Below are 18,058 nucleotides of genomic sequence, written 5' to 3'. Positions count from 1 at the left end.
CGGCTGACTGGCTACTTCAGGTGGTAGGCGGAGGTGGTGGATTGGTCGGTGGTGTTGCCGGCTCGGTCGACGAGATGGGCTCGGAGGGAGATCGAGGAGCCGGCGGGGGTGATGAACGTTGCCAGGTAGCCGGCGGAGGTCTGGCGAACCTTGGCGGTGGTCCAGGTGGCGCCGTTGTCGCCGGAGACCTCGACCTTGAGGGATTTAAGGTGTTTGGCGGGGCCGTCGACCACGACCGGCAGCGTCGTCACCTTGGTGCGGGTGGCGAGGTTGTGGTCGTCGACCTTCGGCTGGAAGCGGACGGTGCTGATCGGCAGGCTGGTCCAGTCCGTGGTCGCGGCCGAGGTGAAGGTCGCGGTCACGTCGACCTTCGTCGCGAACGGCGAGATCGACTGGGTGCCGGTGGTGACGAGCTTGTACGCCGTCTTCGCCGCCGGCTGGCCGCTCGCTGCGACCCGCCCGAAGCTGTCCGAGGTCGCGACCTGTTGGCCGTCCCGGGTGAGGACGCTGCTCGCCGAGTCGGTCACGATGAACCCGCCGGCGCCACTGGCGTCGCCGTAGTTGCCGAGGGAGACGCCAACGATGTCCTGGTAGCGCGTCGTGCCGCCCTTGGGACCGAAGGCCGCGCCGTTCCGCACCTCGTGATAGGTCCGGCCGGCCTTGTAGTTCGTCAACGGGCTCTCCAGCGCCCAGCGCTGAATGTGCTCGTCCTCGGCCCGTCCTTCCGTCTTCGCTGTCCATCCGGCCGCCGCGTCGACGTAGTACCGGATGGTCCGCGGAGAGTCGAGATGGATGACCCGCGCACCGGTCCAGCCGACACCCTTCAGGGTCGGGAACATCATGGCGAGCGCCGGCCGGTCGGTAGTGGTCGCGTTCACCTGGGCGTCGACGACGGCAAGGTCCTTCGCCCGGACAGTCCGGTTGAACCCGGTGGCGAACTCGCCCGGCTGCCGCGTCGCGAGTGCGTACAGGTACGGCGTGTTCGTGAAGAACTTGTCCGCGCCCGGAACACCCCACTGCGACGACACGTGCCCGACCATCTCGTCCTCGGACAGCTTCGGACCGGCGCTGTAGGTGTACACCTCACCGTTGCCGAAACCGCTGATCTCCGTGCTGTAGCTCGCGTTCAGGCCGGGCTTCATCCGGTCGAACCCGATGGCTGAGGTCGCCTGCTCGGCATCAGGCTTCGGCGCGTTCGTCTTGACCTGCTTGGCCTTGCGAGCATCGAGTACGACGGTCTGGTCGGCGTCCATCCGCACCTGCGGGTCGATCAGCTCGAAGAAGATCCAGTCCTCCTCGCCCCGCTCGAACTCCGAGAACTGGTTGACCAGGTACTCGCCCTTCGGCAGGTTGATCTTGGCCACACCGTTCGCGTCCGGGTCGTACGACTCGGCCTCACCCGTGTCGACGTTGTAGACGTGGATCGGGTACGTGAACTCGGACGGCTTGCCGTTGTTCGAGATCGTCTGCACGGTCAGCGTGTGCGACTCGACCTGCTTGTCGACACCGACCGGTACGACGATCGTCTGGCCGCCGCCCGTGGCCGTGATACGGCCGGAGTACAGGCCATCGGGCCCGGTGTGCTTGGTGTTCGAGGTGACCTGCACGGCAGCGGTCCCGCCGGCCGGCACCGTCACCGTGTCGGTGCTCAACGCCAGCGCACCGGCCGGTGCCGCCGCGCCGGCCGCGTCGGTGAACGTCGGAGCCAGGTTCAGCGTGACAGCCGAGTCGCCGAGGTTGCGGAAGGTCAGCGGCTTCACGACCGGCTCGTCGTCGGTGTGCGGGTACGCCGCCATCCCGAACGACACGCTGCCCTCGGAAGCGACCACGCTCTGCTTGATCGCCGTGGTCAGGTCGATCCGCCCGGCACCCTGCTGGAACGCGGTCTGATCCGCGGCCACCTTGGCCGAGCCCATCAGCGTGCTCTTCAGCTCACCCGCCTTCCACGACGGGTGCTCCTGCGCCAGCAGCGCCGCGGCACCAGCAGTATGAGGCGTTGCCATCGACGTACCGGACAGCGTCAGGTACTGCTCGCCGACCGGGTCACCGATCACCGCGTTCCGCGCCTTGGCCGCGACGATGTCGACGCCAGGTGCCGTCACGTCGGGCTTCACCGCGCTGTCGCCGACCCGCGGGCCGACGCTGGAGAAGTAGGCCAGGCCGTCCTGCTTGTCGACCGCGCCCACGGTCAGCGCGGCTTCGGCGCTCCCGGGCGACTCGACACTGCCGGCACCATCAAGACCACTGTTGCCAGCAGCAACGACAAAGAGCGCGCCGGTCTCCGCGGTCAGCCGGTTGACGGCCTCCTCGATCGGGTCGATCTCCGGCGTATCCGTGCCACCAAGGCTGAAGTTGACGACCTTGGCCTTGACCTCCTTGGTGGCCCACTCCATCCCGGCCAGCATGTCGGACTCGTAGCAGCCCTCCTCGACGCAGACCTTGCCGTCGTAGAGCTTCGCGTCCGGCGCCACGCCCTTGTACTTCCCGCCCGACGCGGCGCCCGTTCCGGCGATCGTCGAGGCGACATGCGTCCCGTGACCGACCACGTCCTCGGCCGACTCGGTGGTGAAGTTCTTCTCCCCGGCGACCTGCGTGGCCAGATCCGGATGCGTCGCGTCGATCCCGGTGTCCAGTACGGCGACGGATACGCCCTTACCGGTATATCCCGCCGCCCACGCGACCGGTCCGCCGATCTGTGGCACCGACTGGTCGAGCGTCACCTTGCGCTTGCCGTCCAGCCAGATCTTGCCGGAGGCGGCGGCCAGGAACGCACCCGCCTTGGACTTCTCGACCTCGATCGCCGCACCGTTGATCGACGACAACTGTCGCGTGACCTTGGCACCAGCCGGTACGACGCGCTTCGCCTTCGCCTGGTACGCCGCCAGCACGGGGATCACCTTGGACGACGCGTCGTCGTACCCGGCCTTGATCAACCCGGTCACGTCGAACAACCGACGGTCGAGCCGGCCCGCACCGACCTCCCGGACGGCGTCGGCCGGGATCACGTACGAGTGATCCTTGGTGCGCCGCATCTCGAAGCCCATGCCCGCACGGCCGGGCCCGGCCTCGACGGACTGCTTGGCCGGATCACCACCGTGCAGGGTGACCCGGTCACCGGTGATCAGCGTGACCTGCACGTCTTTTCCATCGGGCGACGGCGCAGCTTTCTTCGCGGCTGGTGCAGCCACTGCCTGCCCGCTCAAACCGGTCAGCAAAAGACCCGCGACCGCCAGTACGGCGATCGCGGGTCTCGTTCTCGAACTTGGAACCACGACGGGTCCTCCCCAGGTTCTGGTTGGCTCTGCGCATCCGAAACGCAACCGACCGCACCTGAGGTTGCCCGCACCCGACTATTCGATTCTCACCGAATCCGGCTGAGGTCCGGCTCGGGCCACTAGCGCAGCGGGTAGGCGTTGATGGTCGTCTGCTCGGTCACGCGCCCGTCCGCATCGACGACCTTCGTCTTCAGCGACACGGCTTTCGCGTCCTTCGGTGTCGGGAACACCGCGTCGTACTTGCCGTCCCCGGTCTTCGCGACCTTGGCCGGCTGCCATGTTCTGCCGTCGTCACCGGACACCTGGACCTCGATCGACGCGACCTTCGGCGGCGGCAGCGGGTCACCGCCCATCGGCCGCGCAGTAGCCAGGAAGACCGGCAGCAGTGTCACCGGCGTCCGGTCGGCGACATTGTGGATGTCGACCTTCGGCCGGTAGCCGATACCGAGCATCGGGACCGGAGTCTCTTCGGCGGTTGCCGCCGAGGAGAACGTCCACCGCAGGTCCGTCCGGGTACTCAGCCCCGACACCGATTCGCGCGTCTGACTGGTCTCCATCGTGTATTCCGCCTTCTCCGCGGGCAGGTTGATCCCGATCGCGTAGCCGAACAGGGACCTCTCGGCGATCAGCTTCCCGTCGCGGTAGAGCTTGCTCGACTCGGTATCCGTGCGCGTCCAACCCCGGCTCCCGTCGGCATCCATCACATTGAAGGCAAAGAGGTACAGCGCGTCGCCGGCCCGGAAGGGCCCACTGGGTGCAGTACCGAGCACCGCGGCGTTGAACCGTTCCCGATACGTCCGGCCCGCCTTGTAGGTCCGGTTCGGCGAGTCGATCCAGGTGTAGTAGTCGGACGGAAAACCTGCCGGGTCCTCGTTCGGGTCGGTCGGCTCGATGACCTGGGTACTCCACTGGGCGTGCTCGGTCTCGACCATGACCGTGGTTGTGGCCGGCTGGTCGTAGCGCAGCGCGGGGAACCCCATGACAAAGGGTCCCGGGAACCGTAGGTTGACAGATTTCCAGGTCGTCCGGTCGCCGACGGCGTTGACCTGCTGTTTCAGGACGGCCAGGTCCTCGGCCTTCAGATTGCGGACGAACCCGGTCGGAAAGCGACCGTACGCCTGGTGCGCCTGGGCATACAGGTACGGCGAGTTGTCGAACTGGCCGGCGGCGTTCTTGCGGGCCCATTGGGTCGTGATCATGCTACTCACCTCCGTGCCCGGAACCTCGGGGCCGAGGTGCAGTGAGTAGAAACTGTCGAGGTCGGGGAGTTGCGCGATCGCCTCGAACCGCAGGTACGGCCCCAGGGTCCGGGTGAATCCCATCACCGCGACCGCCAGTGCCGCATCGGCCTTGGGCACGGTGATCTGGATCTTCTTCGCCTTCCGGGCGTCGATCACCACCGTCGTGTCCTTGGCCAGCGGGAGGCTCGGCTGGGCGGTCCAGTAGTTGGATCCCGCCGCGGTCAGCCGGTTGTCCAGGATCTGCTCGCCCTTGTGCAACCGCAGCTTCACCTCCGACTCACCGGTGCCGTACGGGCGGAACTCGTCTTCGGCAATGCTGTAGATGAAGCCCCGCGGTGCGGCCGGCTTGCCGTCGGGGCCGATCCCGCGCAGCGTCAGGGTGTAACGCTCGGTCTCCCGGTCGACGCCGATCGCGGTGGTCACCGAGACGCCGTCGCCACCGGTCGCGGTCACCCGGCCCGAGTAGAAGCCGACGGCTCCAGCGTGCTTGGTGTTCGAGGTCGCCTGGACGGAGGCTTTGCCACCGGCCGGCACGGTCACGGTGTTCGCGCTCAGAGTCAATGCGCCCGCCGGAGCCGGGCTTCCGTCCGGGGCCTTGAGTTCGGCGGCGAGGTTCAGAGTGACAGGCTGGTCGCCCAGATTCCGGTACGTGAGCTCCTTGGTCACCGGCTGGTCGTCGTCGTGCGGCCAGGGCGCCGTACCGAAGGACAGGTGCCCCGCGTCGTTGACCACGGTCTGCTTGATCGCCTTGGCCACGTCGACCCGGCCGGCTCCTTGCTGGAAAGACGTCTGGCCACCGTCCGGTTTCGCGGACCCCATCAGCGCGCCCTTCAGCTCCCTCGCCTTCCAGCCCGGGTGTTGCTGCACCAGCAACGCGGCGGCACCCACTGTGTGCGGGGTGGCCATCGACGTACCGGAGAGCGACAGGTACCGATCACCGACCGGTACGCCGATGACCGCGTCCTTCGCCTTCGCCGCCACGATGTCCGCACCCGGCGCGGTGAGATCCGGCTTGACCGCGCCGTCACCCACCCGCGGTCCCCGGCTGGAGAACTCGGAGAGCGTGTCGTCGAACTTGGAGACCGAGCCGACAGTCAGCGCCGCATCGGCGCTGCCCGGCGAACCGACGGTCCGGTCGGTCGGACCGCTGTTGCCGGCCGAGATCACGAACAGCGTCCCGGTCTCAGCGGTCAGCCGGTTCACGGCCGCTTCCAGCGGATCGATCTCGGGAGTGTCGTCGCCGCCGAGACTGAGGTTGACGACAGCCGCCTTGACCTCGGTCGCGGCCCACTCCATCCCGGCCAGGATCGCCGAGTCCGGACATCCGGACTCCTGACAGACCTTGCCGTCGTAGAGCTGGGCGTCGGGGGCGACGCCCTTGTACTTTCCGTCCGAGGCAGCGCCGGTGCCTGCGATCGTGGAAGCGACGTGGGTACCGTGACCGACCTTGTCTCCGGCGGCTTCGCCGGTGAAGTTCTTCGCGCCGGCGACCTGGGTCGCCAGATCGGGGTGCGAGGTGTCGATCCCGGTATCCAGTACGGCGACCTTGACGCCCTTGCCGGTGTACCCCGCCTGCCAGGCCTCCGGAGCGCCGATCCTGGGCACGGAAACATCCAGCGACGGCTTGCGTTTGCCGTCGAGCCAGACCTTGGCGACACCCGCTGCGCGCAGTCCCGCCACGAAGTTCCCGGACCTGGGAACCGTGACCGCCGCGCCGTTCACGATCGGCAGCTGCCGGGTCACCTCGGCGACGGGGAGAGCCGCGCGCTTCTGCGCCTTGCCCGCATACGTGACGATCACCGGAGTGCCCTTGACCGACTTGTCGTCGTACCCGGCCTCGATCAGACCCTTGACGTCGAACAGCCGCTGATCCAGCCGGCCGCTCGCCAGCTCGGGCTGCATGTCGGACGGAACGACGTACAGGCCCTTCTTGGTGCGGTAACTGGTGAAGGCGATGTGGCTGCGGCCCGGCCCGGCTTGGATACTCGACTTCCCGGCGCCGGCGTCGGACACCGTGACGCGGTCTCCGGTGACCAGGGTGACCTGATGGATCTGTGGCCGCTCGGGCGCGGGCTTCGGCGGAGTTCGAGCAGGCAGAGCGACGGCCGGCAGACCGAGCGTCAGAGTGGCGATCGAGGCGACGAGGGCGATGCCGACGCGTCTTGGTCGGGCGGTGGATTGCACGATGCGTTCTCCCTTTCGGTGGACCTCTGTGCCTCCCTGAACGCCCCGGGTCCCCCGAAAAGTTAACGGCAGGAGCTGCCGTGGCAGGTTCCTGCCCGGATGCGGCAGGGCGCCGCGACCGAGGTGGTCGCGACGCCCTGCCTACTCAGTGTGCGGATCAGCGCAGGGACTGTGTCACTTCAACGGATAGGCCCCGATCGTGGTCTGATCGGTAATGTTGCCCTGGGCATCTACTACGTGGGCCTTCAGGGAGATCGTCCTGGCACCCTTCGGGGTGGCGAAGATCGCCTTGTAGGACCCGCGACCGGCCGGCGCGACAGCCGCCTTGTGCCAGGTCTTGCCGTCGTCGCCGGACACCTGGAGCTCGACCTTCTTGACGGCCGGCAGTGCGCTGTCGGGCTGGGCGAGCAGGTTGAACGGCAGCACGGTCACCGGCTGACGGTCGGCGACGTTGTACTTGTCGACCTTCGGCTGGTAGCCCACGCCGACCATCGGCAGCGGCGTCTCCTTGGCGGTCGCCGCCGAGGAGAACGTCCAGCTCAGGTCGGTCCTGGTGCTGAACGCCGCGTAGGTCTCCCGCGTCATCGACGTCTGGAAGGTGTACTTCGCCTTCTCCGGGGACAGGCCGGTGACTTCGGCCTCACCGAAGTACGTCGATTCGGCAATCACCTTGCCGTCGCGCAGCAGCTTGCTCCACTGGGTGTCCGCCCGGGTGGCGCCCAGGTTCCCTCCTGCGTCCCGCAGGCCGTAGGCGAACACCGCCAGGTCGTTCTCCGCCCGGACGGCGAGCGCCGGTGCCGGCGTGAAGGCCGCGGCGTTGAACCGCTCCTGGTACTTCTTGCCGGCCCGGTACTGCGTCTCCGGCCCCGTGAGCCTGGTAATGGTCTCCGGGAACGGGTTCTCCGGGTCCGGGTTCGGCACGGTCTCGCTCATCTCGGTGGTCCAGGTGGCCGGCTGTGCGTCGGCCAGCAGCTTGGTCGAGGCCGGCTGGTCGTAGTCCAGGATGATCGACCAGCCACCCTCCGCTCCGAACACGACCCGCTCGACCGAGCGGTCACTGGCCGCATTGATCTGCTGGGTGACCTCGGCGAGATCCTTCGCCTTCACGTCCCGGACGAATCCGGTCGGGAAGACTCCGGGCATGGTGTTGCTCTGGGCGTACAGGAACGGCGAGTTGGTCATCCGCCCGTCCGCACCCGGCTTGCCCCACTGCGACGCGACGAAGCCGGTCAGCTGCGCCGGCGGCAGCGCCGGACCGATCTGTCCGGTGAAGATCTGGTCGAAGTCGAACAGCAGCACCGACGACCCGAGCCCGCCTTCCTGACCGGCCGGGGTCCGCTGGTAGCCGAGCGAACCGACCGCGAGCTTGGCGTCGGGGTTCGGCACCGTCACCTTGACCTGCTTGGCGACCCGCGCGTCGAGGTCGATGGCGGAATCCTTGGTGAGCTTCACCTCGGGCTGCACAACACTGTAGAAGGCGCCCTTCTCCGGGTCGTTCGGATCCGGGATGAACGTGCCGCTCTCGAAGTGGTAGCCACCCTTCGGCAGCCGAACGGTGACCTCGTCCGCCGTCGACTCGAAGAAGGTGAACAGGTCGCTGTCGAGACCGTAGGCGAGCACGAACGGCGGCAGCGGCTTGCCGTCCGGACCGGTCGTCCGGATCTTCAGCGAATAGCTCTCGAGCTCCTTGTTGACACCGATGCCGGTGACGACCGAAGCGTCACCGGCGGTCGCGGTGACCACGCCGGAGTAGGCGCCGTCCGGGCCGGTGTGCTTGGTGTTCGAGGTCGCCTGCACCGATGCGGTGCCACCAGCCGGGACCGTGACGGTGTTCGCGCTCAGCTGCAGCGCACCCGCCGGGGCCGCGTTGCCGGCCGCGTCGTTCAGCGTCGCCGCCAGGTTCAGCGTGACGGCCTGGTCGCCCAGGTTGCGGTAGGTCAGCGTCTTGGTGACCGGCTCGTCGTCGTTGTGCGGCCAGACGGCCGTCCCGAACGACAGGTTGCCCGGCTCGCTGATCACGGTCTGCTTGATGCCCTTGGCCACATCGATCCGGCCGGCACCCTGCTGGAACGTCGTCTGGCCGGTGGCTCGCTTCGCGGATCCGGTGATCGCCGACTTCAGCTCGGGCGCCTTCCAGTTCGGGTGCTCCTGCGCCAGGATCGCGGCCGCGCCGACGGTGTGCGGCGTCGCCATCGACGTACCACTCAGGCTCAGGTACTTGTCACCGACCGGCGTACCGATCTGGGCGTCCTTCGAGCGAGCGGCGACGATGTCGACGCCGGGCGCCGTGACGTCCGGCTTGAGCGCGCCGTCACCGATGCGCGGGCCGATGCTGGAGAAGTCGGCCAACTGGTCCTGCTTGTCGACCGCGCCGACAGTCAGCGCCGCGTCCGCGCTGCCCGGCGACTCGATGCTCGAGGCACCCGGACCACTGTTGCCAGCGGCAATCACAAACAGCGTGCCGGTCTCCGCCGTGAGGCGGTTGACCGCCTCCTCGAGCGGGTCGACCTCCGGGGTGTCCGAACCACCGATGCTGAAGTTGACGACCGACGCCTTGATCTCCTTGGCGGCCCACTCCATCCCGGCCAGCAGGTCGGACTCGTAGCAGCCGCCCTGCACGCAGACCTTGCCGTCGTACAACTTGGCATCCGGTGCCACGCCCTTGTACTTCCCATCCGACGCCGCACCGGTCCCGGCGATCGTCGACGCGACGTGCGTGCCGTGTCCCACCTGATCGCCGTCGGGATCGGTGGTGAAGTTCTTCGCCCCGGCCACCTGGGTCGCCAGGTCCGGGTGCGTCGCGTCGATGCCCGTGTCCAGTACGGCGACCTTGATGCCCTTACCGGTGTAGCCGGCCTTCCACGCCTCCGGCGCACCGATCTGCGGAACCGACTTGTCCAGCGTGAGCTCGCGCTGGCCGTCGAGCCAGATCTTCTCGATGGCGGTCGCCGACCGGGCACCGCTGGCGCCGGCCAGGAAGCTGGCGGCCTTGCCCTTGTCGATGCTGAGCGCCGCGCCGTTGACGACCGGCAGCTGGCGGGTCACCGTCGCTCCCGGTGCGGCGGCGCGGGTCTTCGCGTTGCCCGCGTAGGTGACGATCACGGGGATCGACTTGGTCGACTTGTCGTCGTACTTCGCCTTGATCAGACCCGTCACGTCGAACAGCCGCCGGTCCAGGCGACCGTTCGCGATCTGCCGCTGGACGTCGGACGGTACGACGTACAGGTGTCCCTTCACGCGGTAGCTGCTGAAGGTGACGCCGTGCCGGTCCGAGCCACGCTCGACGGTGAGCTTGCTGTCGCCGTGAACGGTGACGCGGTCGCCGGTCACCAGGGTGACCTGGACGGCGGACTGCTCGGCCTTCTTCGCTGCTGCCTTCGCAGTGATCGAGGTCGGTCTGATCTGAGCTGCTGAAGCCTGGGCCAGGCCCGACAGGCCGATCCCCAGGGCTGCGATCGAGGCGACGGCGGCAACGCCGATCCGCCTCGATCGTGGTGTAGCAGCATTCTTCGCTGCGGGCACGATGAGTCCCTCCCATTTCGGTTGTCCTCACGTTGGCTCGCCAACCACCTCACAGTGCGAAGTCGGTGAGCCACTCACCGTTAGATGTCCGGGCAAGGACAAACGGTTGCAGGAACCCGCTGCCTTGGCAGGAACCTGCAACCGTAGTGACCGTTCGTTTACCCTCCGTGTATCGATCGAGCAGGTGATGCTGCCCTCAGCGCAACCGGTACGCCCCGATCGTGGTCAGGTCGGTGGTGTTGCCCGCCGTGTCGACCACGTGCGCCTTCAGCGAGATCGACCTGGCCCCCTTCGGCGTCGCGAAGATCGCCCGGTACGACGCCTTGCCCGACGACGCGACGGTCGCCCGGTGCCAGGTCTTGCCGTCGTCACCGGAGACCTGGAGCTCGACCTTCTTGATGACGGGCAGAGTGTCCTCGTCCTGCGCCTCGAGCTGGATCGGCAGCACGGTCACCGGCCGACGGTCGGCGACGTTGAACCTGTCGACCTTCGGCCGGTAGCTCACGCCGATCATCGGCAGCAACGCGTCGTCGGCGCTCGCCTCCGACCAGAAGGTCCAGTTCAGCTCGGTCCTCGTACTGAACGCGCTGTAGGACTGCCGCGTCATCGACGACTGGAACGTGTACTTCGCCCGGCCCGCGGGCAGATCCGTCGCCCAGGCGTCCCCGAACAGGGTGGACTCGGCGATCACCTCGCCGTCGCGCAACAGCCTGCTCGACTCGCTGTCCGTCGACGAGACGCCCTTGTTGCCATCGGCGTCCATCAGGCTGTAGGCGACCACCCCCAACTCGTTGCCGAAGCGACCGGCGTACGCCGGTCCTGGAACGAAGACCGCAGCGTTGAACCGCTCCTGGTACTTCTGACCGGCCTGGTACGTGCGCCGCGGTCCTCTCACCAACGAGTCCTTGACCGACGACGCAGGATCCGGCGCCAGCTCGGCGACCTGGGTCTCCCAGGCATTCGGACCGGCCTCGAGGAACACCTTGGTCGAGGACGGCTGATCGAACGTCAGCATGCCCGCCCAGGCAACCCCGGTCCTGAAGTAGACGACGCGCTCGACCTGGCGGTCACTGCTCGCGTTGATCTCCTGGGTCACCTCGGCGAGCTCCGCGGCCCGCACGACGCGGGTGAAACCAGTCGGGAAGACACCCGGCATGCTGTTGTTGGTCGCGTACAGGTACGGCGAGTTGTGGAAGTCCCCGTCCGCACCGCGTCGCGCCCACTGTCCGCCCACGAATCCGGTCAGCTCCGCCACCGGCAGCGCGGGCCCGATCTGGCCGGTCAGGAGGTCGACGCCGTCGGCGAATGTCACCGACGATTTCAGCCCGGCCGCGGCACCGGCGGGAGTCCGCTGGTAGCCGGCCGTGCCGGTCACCAGCGTCGCACCGGCCTGAGGAACGGTCACCTGAATCGGCTTGGCGACCCGGGTATCGAGATCCACGTCGGTGTCCGCGTCGAGTTTCAGGGACGGCTGCACGACGTCGTAGTGAACACCGCCGGACGAGTCCTCGATGAACTGTTGCGCCTCCAGGTTGTACTCGCCCTCGGGCAGCCGGACCGTGAGCTCGTCCTTCGCCGACGAGTAGGCCTGGAAGAAGTCGGTGTCCAGCCCGTACACAACAGCCCGCGCCGGCAGCGGCTTGCCGTCCGGACCGGTCGAGCGAACCGTCAGGTTGTAGCTCTCGACCTCTTTGTCGATGCCGATCCCGGTGACCACCGAGGCATCCCCCACCGTGGCGGTGACCCGGCCGGAGTACCCGCCGTCCGGCCCGTTGTGCTTGGTGTTCGAGATCACCTGAACCGACGCGGTCCCACCGGCCGGAACCGTGACGGTGCTCGCGCTCAGCTGCAGCGCGTCGACCGGCGCGGCGTTCCCCGCCGGGTCGGTCAAGGTGCCGGCGAGGTTCAGCGTGACCGGCTGGTCGCCCAGGTTGCGGTACGTCAGCGTCCTGGTCACCGGCGCATCGTCGTCGTGCGGCCAGACCGCCGTACCGAACGACAGGTTGCCCGGGTCGCTCACCACGGTCTGCTTGATGCCCTTGGCCACGTCGATCCGGCCCGCACCCTGCTGGTACGTCGACTGTCCGGGCGCCGGCCTGGCCGAACCCATGATCGCGGCCTTCAACTCGGGCGCCCGCCAGCCCGGATGTTCCTGCGCCAGAATCGCGACCGCACCGACCGTGTGCGGCGTGGCCATCGACGTACCGGACATCGACGCGTACTTGTCGCCCACCGGCGTACCCATGTATCCGTTCTTGGAACGAGCCGCGACGATGTCGACCCCGGGCGCGGTCACGTCCGGCTTGATCGCACTGTCGCCGAGCCGCGGGCCGACGCTGGAGAAGTCGGCGAGCTGGTCCTGCTTGTCGACCGCGCCGACAGTCAGCGCCGCGTCGGCACTACCGGGCGAGTCGATGCTCCGGCCCTGCGGCCCACTGTTGCCTGCAGCAACGACAAACAGCGTCCCGGTCTCGGCGGTCAGCCGGTTCACCGCCTCTTCGAGCGGGTCGAGCTCCGGGGTGTCGGTGTCGCCGAGGCTGATGTTGGCGACCGTCGCCTTGACCTCACGCGCGGCCCATTCCATGCCGGCCACGATGCTCGAGTCGAAGCACTCGATCACTCCGCAGACCTTGCCGTCGTACAGCCTCGCGTCCGGGGCGACGCCCTGGTACTTGCCGCCCGAGGCAGCGCCCGTCCCGGCGATGGTCGAGGCGACGTGCGTGCCGTGCCCGACGAGGTCACCGTCCGGCTCGGACGTGAAGTTCTTGTGGCCCGCGACCTGCGGAGCAAGGTCCGGATGCGTCGCATCGACCCCGGAGTCCAGTACGGCGACTTTGACGCCCTTACCGGTGAATCCGGCCTTCCACGCCTCCGGCGCACCGATCTGCGGGACCGACTGGTCCAGCAGGAGCTGGCGCTTGCCGTCCAGCCAGATCTTCTCGATGGCGGTCGCCGAACGCGCACTGATCGCGCCCTTGAGGAAGGTGGCCGCCTTGCTCTTGTCGATGCTCAGCGCGGCACCGCTGACGGCCGGCAACTGCCGGGTCACGGTCGCTCCGGGCGCCGCGGCTCGTGTCTTGGCCTTGCTTCCATAGCTGACGATCACCGGGATCGACTTGGTCGACTTGTCGTCGTACCCGGCCTTGATCAGCCCGGTCACGTCGAACAGCCGCCGGTCCAGCCGGTTGCCCGCGAACTGCTCCTGGATGTCGGACGGAACGACGTACAGGTGTCCCTTCACGTCATAGCTGCTGAAGGCGATCCCGCGCCGCCCGGCCCCGGGCTCGATGGTCGTCCCACCATCGCCGGAGACAGTGACCCGGTCACCGGTCAACAGAGTCACGCTGACACCCGGCTGCCCGGCCTTGCGAGCCATGGTCTCCGGTCTGGTCCGAGCTGCCGATGCCTGGGTCAGGCCGGACATGCCGATCCCCAGGGCGGCGATCGAGGCCACGGCGGCAACACCGATACGCCTCGATCGTGGAGTGCGATCTCCATGAGATGCGGGCACGATGAGTCCCTCCCCATTTTCGGTGGACCACACCCTGCCAAGCGCCTGCGCGGACGCCCTGAGGTGGCAGGAACCTGCCGTCAGAGTGGCCGCGCGGTGACGCCCCTTCATCAGCCCAACGGATAGGCCCCGATCGTGGAATCCTCGGTGACGTTCCCGGCGGCGTCGACGATTCGCGCCTTCAGTGACACCGACGCCCCGACCGGCGTCGCGAACGCCGCCCGGTAGGTCCCGCGCCCGGTCCGCTGGACGCGTGCCTTGACCCACGTCTTGCCCTCGTCGCCGGACACCTGGATCTCGACACTCTGGATTCCCGGCAACGTCCCGCCGTACTGCACGTCGAGAGCCATCGGCAGCACCGTCACCGGCGTCCGGTCGGCCACGTTGTGGATATCGACCTTCGGCCGATACCGGATGCCCAGCATCGGCAACTGCTCCGCTGCAGCGGTCGCCGCCGAGGTGAAGGTCCACCGCCGGTCGATCCTGGTACTGAAGGTCGCGACCGACGCGCGCGTCTGGCTGGTCTCCAGGACGTAGGTCGCCTTCTCGGGCGAAAGGCTCTCCGCAACGATCTCCTGGGGAGACCCGACGGCAATCTCCTTGCCATCGCGCAGCAACCGGGCAGAGCCTTCGTCGTAGCCGGTGTATCCCTTGTTGCCGTCGGCATCCATCAGGTTCGACGGCGAGAGGACGATCAGATCGCGCTCCCGCCGGGCGAGCCCGACGCCGGTGGTGAACGCGGCGGCGTTGATCCGTTGCCGGTAGGACGCACCCGCGCGGTAACCGCGCGCCGGCGACGACAGGTAGGTGATCCCTGGCGCCGACGGATCATCGGTGTCCATCTCTTCCAGGGTGACGTCCCACAGCGCGGGCTCGGCATCGAGTACCAGGCGGATCGACCGGGCTTGGTCGTACTCGATCCGACCGCCGAACCTCCAGATCATCCCCTTCGCTGTTCCGTACGGGGCGAAGGTGACACTGCGACCGCCGGCCGCGTTGATCTGCTGGTCGACGACGGCCATCTCGTTGTCCCGGAGCACCCGCCGAAGACCGGTCGCGAAACCACCTGCGGTCACGTCGAACTGACCGTAGACGTACGGCGTGTTCCGGAACGACTTGTCGGCACCGGGGTCGGCCCACTCCGACGTGATGTAGCCGGTCATCAGGTCCGGCTCGACGGACTGCCCGATCTGGCCGGTGTACACCTTTTCCAAGCTGGGGTGACCACTGATCAGCGTCAGCTCGCCGCCGTCCGACGGCAGCCGCCGGACGAACCCGACGGTCGCGGAGACCATGGCCGCGCCGGGCTTCGTTGCGGTGACGCTGACCTTCTTCGCGACCCGGGCATCGAACACCGTCGTGGTGTCACCGGTCAGCAGCAGCCGGGGCTGCACCAGGGTGTAGCTCGTACCGAGCGCTTCCGGATCGACCGGGTTGGGGATGAACTGGAAGGTGTCGACGACGTACTCGCCTTTCGGCAGGCGGTACGTGGTCCCGTCGGGTGCATCGAAGAATCCCTTGCTGTCACCGGTTGCAAGGTTGTGGACGGAACCAGCTTCGAGGACGCTGGGTTTGCCGTCCGGACCGATGGCGCGCAGCGTGAAGTTGTAGTGCTCGTCCTCCTTCTCCACCGCGATACCGGAGGTGACGACGACATCGGCGGCCGTGGCGGTGACGTGGCCGGTGTAGGCGCCGTTCGGGCCGTCGTGCCGGGTGTTGGTCGTGACCTGGACTGCCGCGGTCCCGCCGGCCGGCACGGTGACGGACTGCGCGCTCAGACGCACCGATCCGGTCGGCGCGGCTTGACCGTTCGGTGCATTCAGGGTTGCGGCCAGCGCCAAGGTGACCGGTTGGTCGCCCGAGTTGCGGTAGGTCAGCGTCTTGGTGACCGGCTCGTCGTCGTCATGCGGGAACTGCACGACACCGAACGACAGGCTGCTGGGCTCGGTCACGACGTTCTGCTTGATCGCCTTGGCGACGTCGATCCGGCCGGCGCCTTGCTCGAACGGGCTCTGTCCGACGGCTGCCTTGGCCGACGTCATCAAGGCGCCCTTCAGTTGACCGGCGTTCCAGTCAGGGTGCTCCTGGGCCAGGAGCGCCGCCGCACCGGCGACGTGGGGAGTCGCCATCGAGGTGCCGTCGAGCTGCAGATACCGGTCGCCGACCGGCGTACCGATGTGGGCGTCCTTCGCCTTGGCTGCGACGATACCGACGCCCGGTGCGGTCACATCGGGCTTGAGGCCGCCGTCACCGACGCGCGGTCCACGGCTGGAGAATTCGGCCGGCTTGTCCTGCTTGTCGACGGCGCCCACCGTCAACGCGGCATCGGCGCTGCCGGGCGAGCCGACGGTGGCCGCGCCAGGCCCTTCGTTGCCAGCGGCAACTACGAACAGCGTTCCGGTCGCTGCGCTCAACCGATCGACGGCCGCTTCCAGCGGATCCGTTCCCGGGAGATCCGTACCGCTGATGCTGAGGTTGACGACCTTGGCCTTGACCTCGGTCGCAGCCCATTCCATCCCGGCCAGGATCGAAGACGTCGAACACGAGCCGTCGCCGTCGCACACCTTGCCGTCGTACAGCTTCGCGTTCGGCGCGACCCCGCGGTACTTCCCGGCCGACGCGGCCGCCGTACCAGCGATCGTGGAGGCGACGTGCGTGCCGTGACCGTTGTGGTCGCCGTCCGCGTCGTCGGTGAAGTTCTTCGCAAGCATGACCTGCGTCGCCAGGTCCGGGTGCGAGGTGTCGATGCCACTGTCAAGTACGGCGACCGGCACGCCCTTACCGGTGTAGCCGGCGGCCCAGGCCGCGGGGGCTCCGATCTGCGGCACCGACTGGTCAAGGCTGACTTTCCGCTTGCTGTCCAGCCAGACCTTCTCGACACCGGCGGCCGACCGGTTCGCGGTCACGTCGGCGAGGAAGCGGCCGGTCTGCGCCTTGTCGATCCGCAGCGCCGTACCGTTGACGACCGGCAGCCGGCGGGTAACGGTCGCGCCGGACATCCCCAATTGCTGCTTGGCGTTGCCGGCCGAGATGACGATCACCGGGATCGACTCGCTCGATGCGTCACCGTATCCGTTCTTGAGCAGCTCGGTGACGTCGAACAGCTGCGAATCCAGCCGCCCACTCGCGATGTACTTCCCCACATCGGACGGGAACACAGTGATCTGGCCCTGCACACTGCGGGTGGTGAACCTGATCCCCTTGCGCCCCGGCCCGGGCTCGACCGATACCTGAGGCTTCGGACCACCGGACAAAGTGACCCGGTCTCCGGTGATCAAGGTGACCTGGTCGAACTGTCGCGCGGCGACCGGTGCCGGCGGCTGGGCACGCGGCTGGGGTTGGGCCTCGGCCTGAGCCTGGGCCGGTGTTTGGAGCAGGCCGGGCAGGGCCAGCGCCAAGGCCGCGATCGAGACCGCGGCGAGGCGGCTCGATCGTGCGGTGGATCTCACGATGGTTCCTCCGATTCGGTTGTCCTCGACCTGTCAATGTCGCGAACAACCGAACCGGGTCCCGAGGGATTCAGCGCTGTGTCACTTCAACGGGCAGGCACCGATCGCGGTCAGGTCGATGGCCCAGGGAGAGCAGAGCTGCTCAGCGGTTGTCGATCAGGCCGGGGGCGCTACCTGTGCGTCGCCTTGGCCGGCGGCTTCCAGGGAGGTGGCGATGAAGCCGGAAGCCTTGAGGTCCTCGACGAGGGCGTGCAGGTAGGCGACGGTCTCCGGCAGACGGCTCTTGGTGGTGCCGACGGCCTGCTGGATCTGCATGAACCGCTCCTCGATCAGTCGCGTCTCCGGATGGGCGGCGACGAACGTCGTGGTCGGCTGCCGGATTCCGGCGCCCGCTTCCAGCCCCTCGGCGAGGAAGACGTCCACCCCCTCTTCGCCCTGAACCACGGTCGCGTGCTGCAAGGTGCGGGCCAGATAGAGGTCGTACGCCGAGCCCTTCTTCACGCCGATCCGCACCCCCGGCCGGTCGACCTCGTCGACAGTGCTCAGCGCGGAGTCCGCCGGTACGGCGAAGACGCCTTCGATCACCACGTACGGCGCGGTGAACGCGACCTCGCCGGCCCGGGCCGGGTCGATGGCGAGGAAGCAGAGGTCCGCCTGGCCGGTGGTCATCGCCTCGAACGACTTGCGCGCCGCGTCGAAGCAGACGAGCTCGAGCGGTACGTCGAGGCGCCGGGCGAGCTCGCGAGCGATGTCGACGGTCACCCCGCCCGGCTCGTCGGGCGTCCCCTTGGCCAGGACTGGGTTGCCGAGGTTGATCGACGCCCGCAGTACGCCGGTCGGAGCCAGGTCATCACGCACATTCGTCATACCGGCGAC

6 protein-coding genes are annotated in these 18,058 nt (G+C 68.0%); all 6 read right to left on the bottom strand.

All coding sequences use genetic code 11. The annotated features are described in order from the left end of the window. Positions 1 to 11: 11 nt before the first annotated feature. The 6 genes from OG474_RS24125 to OG474_RS24100 all read right to left on the bottom strand — a co-directional run bounded on the left by OG474_RS24125 (position 12) and on the right by OG474_RS24100 (position 18,049). Positions 12 to 3,272, bottom strand: coding sequence for a S8 family serine peptidase (locus OG474_RS24125; RefSeq protein WP_405055817.1), 3,261 nt, complete (start codon positions 3,270 to 3,272; stop codon positions 12 to 14). Between the two features lie 122 nt (positions 3,273 to 3,394). Beyond that, on the bottom strand, positions 3,395 to 6,700 hold the full coding sequence (locus tag OG474_RS24120) for a S8 family serine peptidase (RefSeq protein ID WP_405055816.1): 3,306 nt from the start codon (positions 6,698 to 6,700) through the stop codon (positions 3,395 to 3,397). A gap of 174 nt (positions 6,701 to 6,874) precedes the next feature. Continuing rightward, a complete protein-coding gene (locus tag OG474_RS24115; RefSeq protein ID WP_405055815.1) occupies positions 6,875 to 10,222 on the bottom strand; it encodes a S8 family serine peptidase in 3,348 nt (1,115 codons plus the stop codon). 196 nt (positions 10,223 to 10,418) lie between these two features. Further along, a complete protein-coding gene (locus OG474_RS24110) occupies positions 10,419 to 13,676 on the bottom strand; it encodes a S8 family serine peptidase (protein ID WP_405055814.1) in 3,258 nt (1,085 codons plus the stop codon). 167 nt (positions 13,677 to 13,843) lie between these two features. Continuing rightward, positions 13,844 to 17,182 (bottom strand): S8 family peptidase, encoded by a 3,339-nt coding sequence (locus OG474_RS24105; RefSeq protein ID WP_405055813.1) that lies wholly within the window; start codon positions 17,180 to 17,182, stop codon positions 13,844 to 13,846. Positions 17,183 to 17,338: 156 nt separating this feature from the next. Further along, the gene (locus tag OG474_RS24100) at positions 17,339 to 18,049 is read right to left on the bottom strand and encodes a transporter substrate-binding domain-containing protein (RefSeq protein WP_405055812.1); all 711 of its coding nucleotides are present in this window, start codon (positions 18,047 to 18,049) and stop codon (positions 17,339 to 17,341) included. Positions 18,050 to 18,058: the final 9 nt, after the last annotated feature.

The sequence above is a fragment of the Kribbella sp. NBC_01505 genome, from assembly GCF_045040285.1.
In the GTDB taxonomy this organism is placed as follows: domain Bacteria; phylum Actinomycetota; class Actinomycetes; order Propionibacteriales; family Kribbellaceae; genus Kribbella.
Note: the sequence above shows the minus strand (reverse complement) of the source record. Positions and strands in the feature narration are given on the sequence as shown.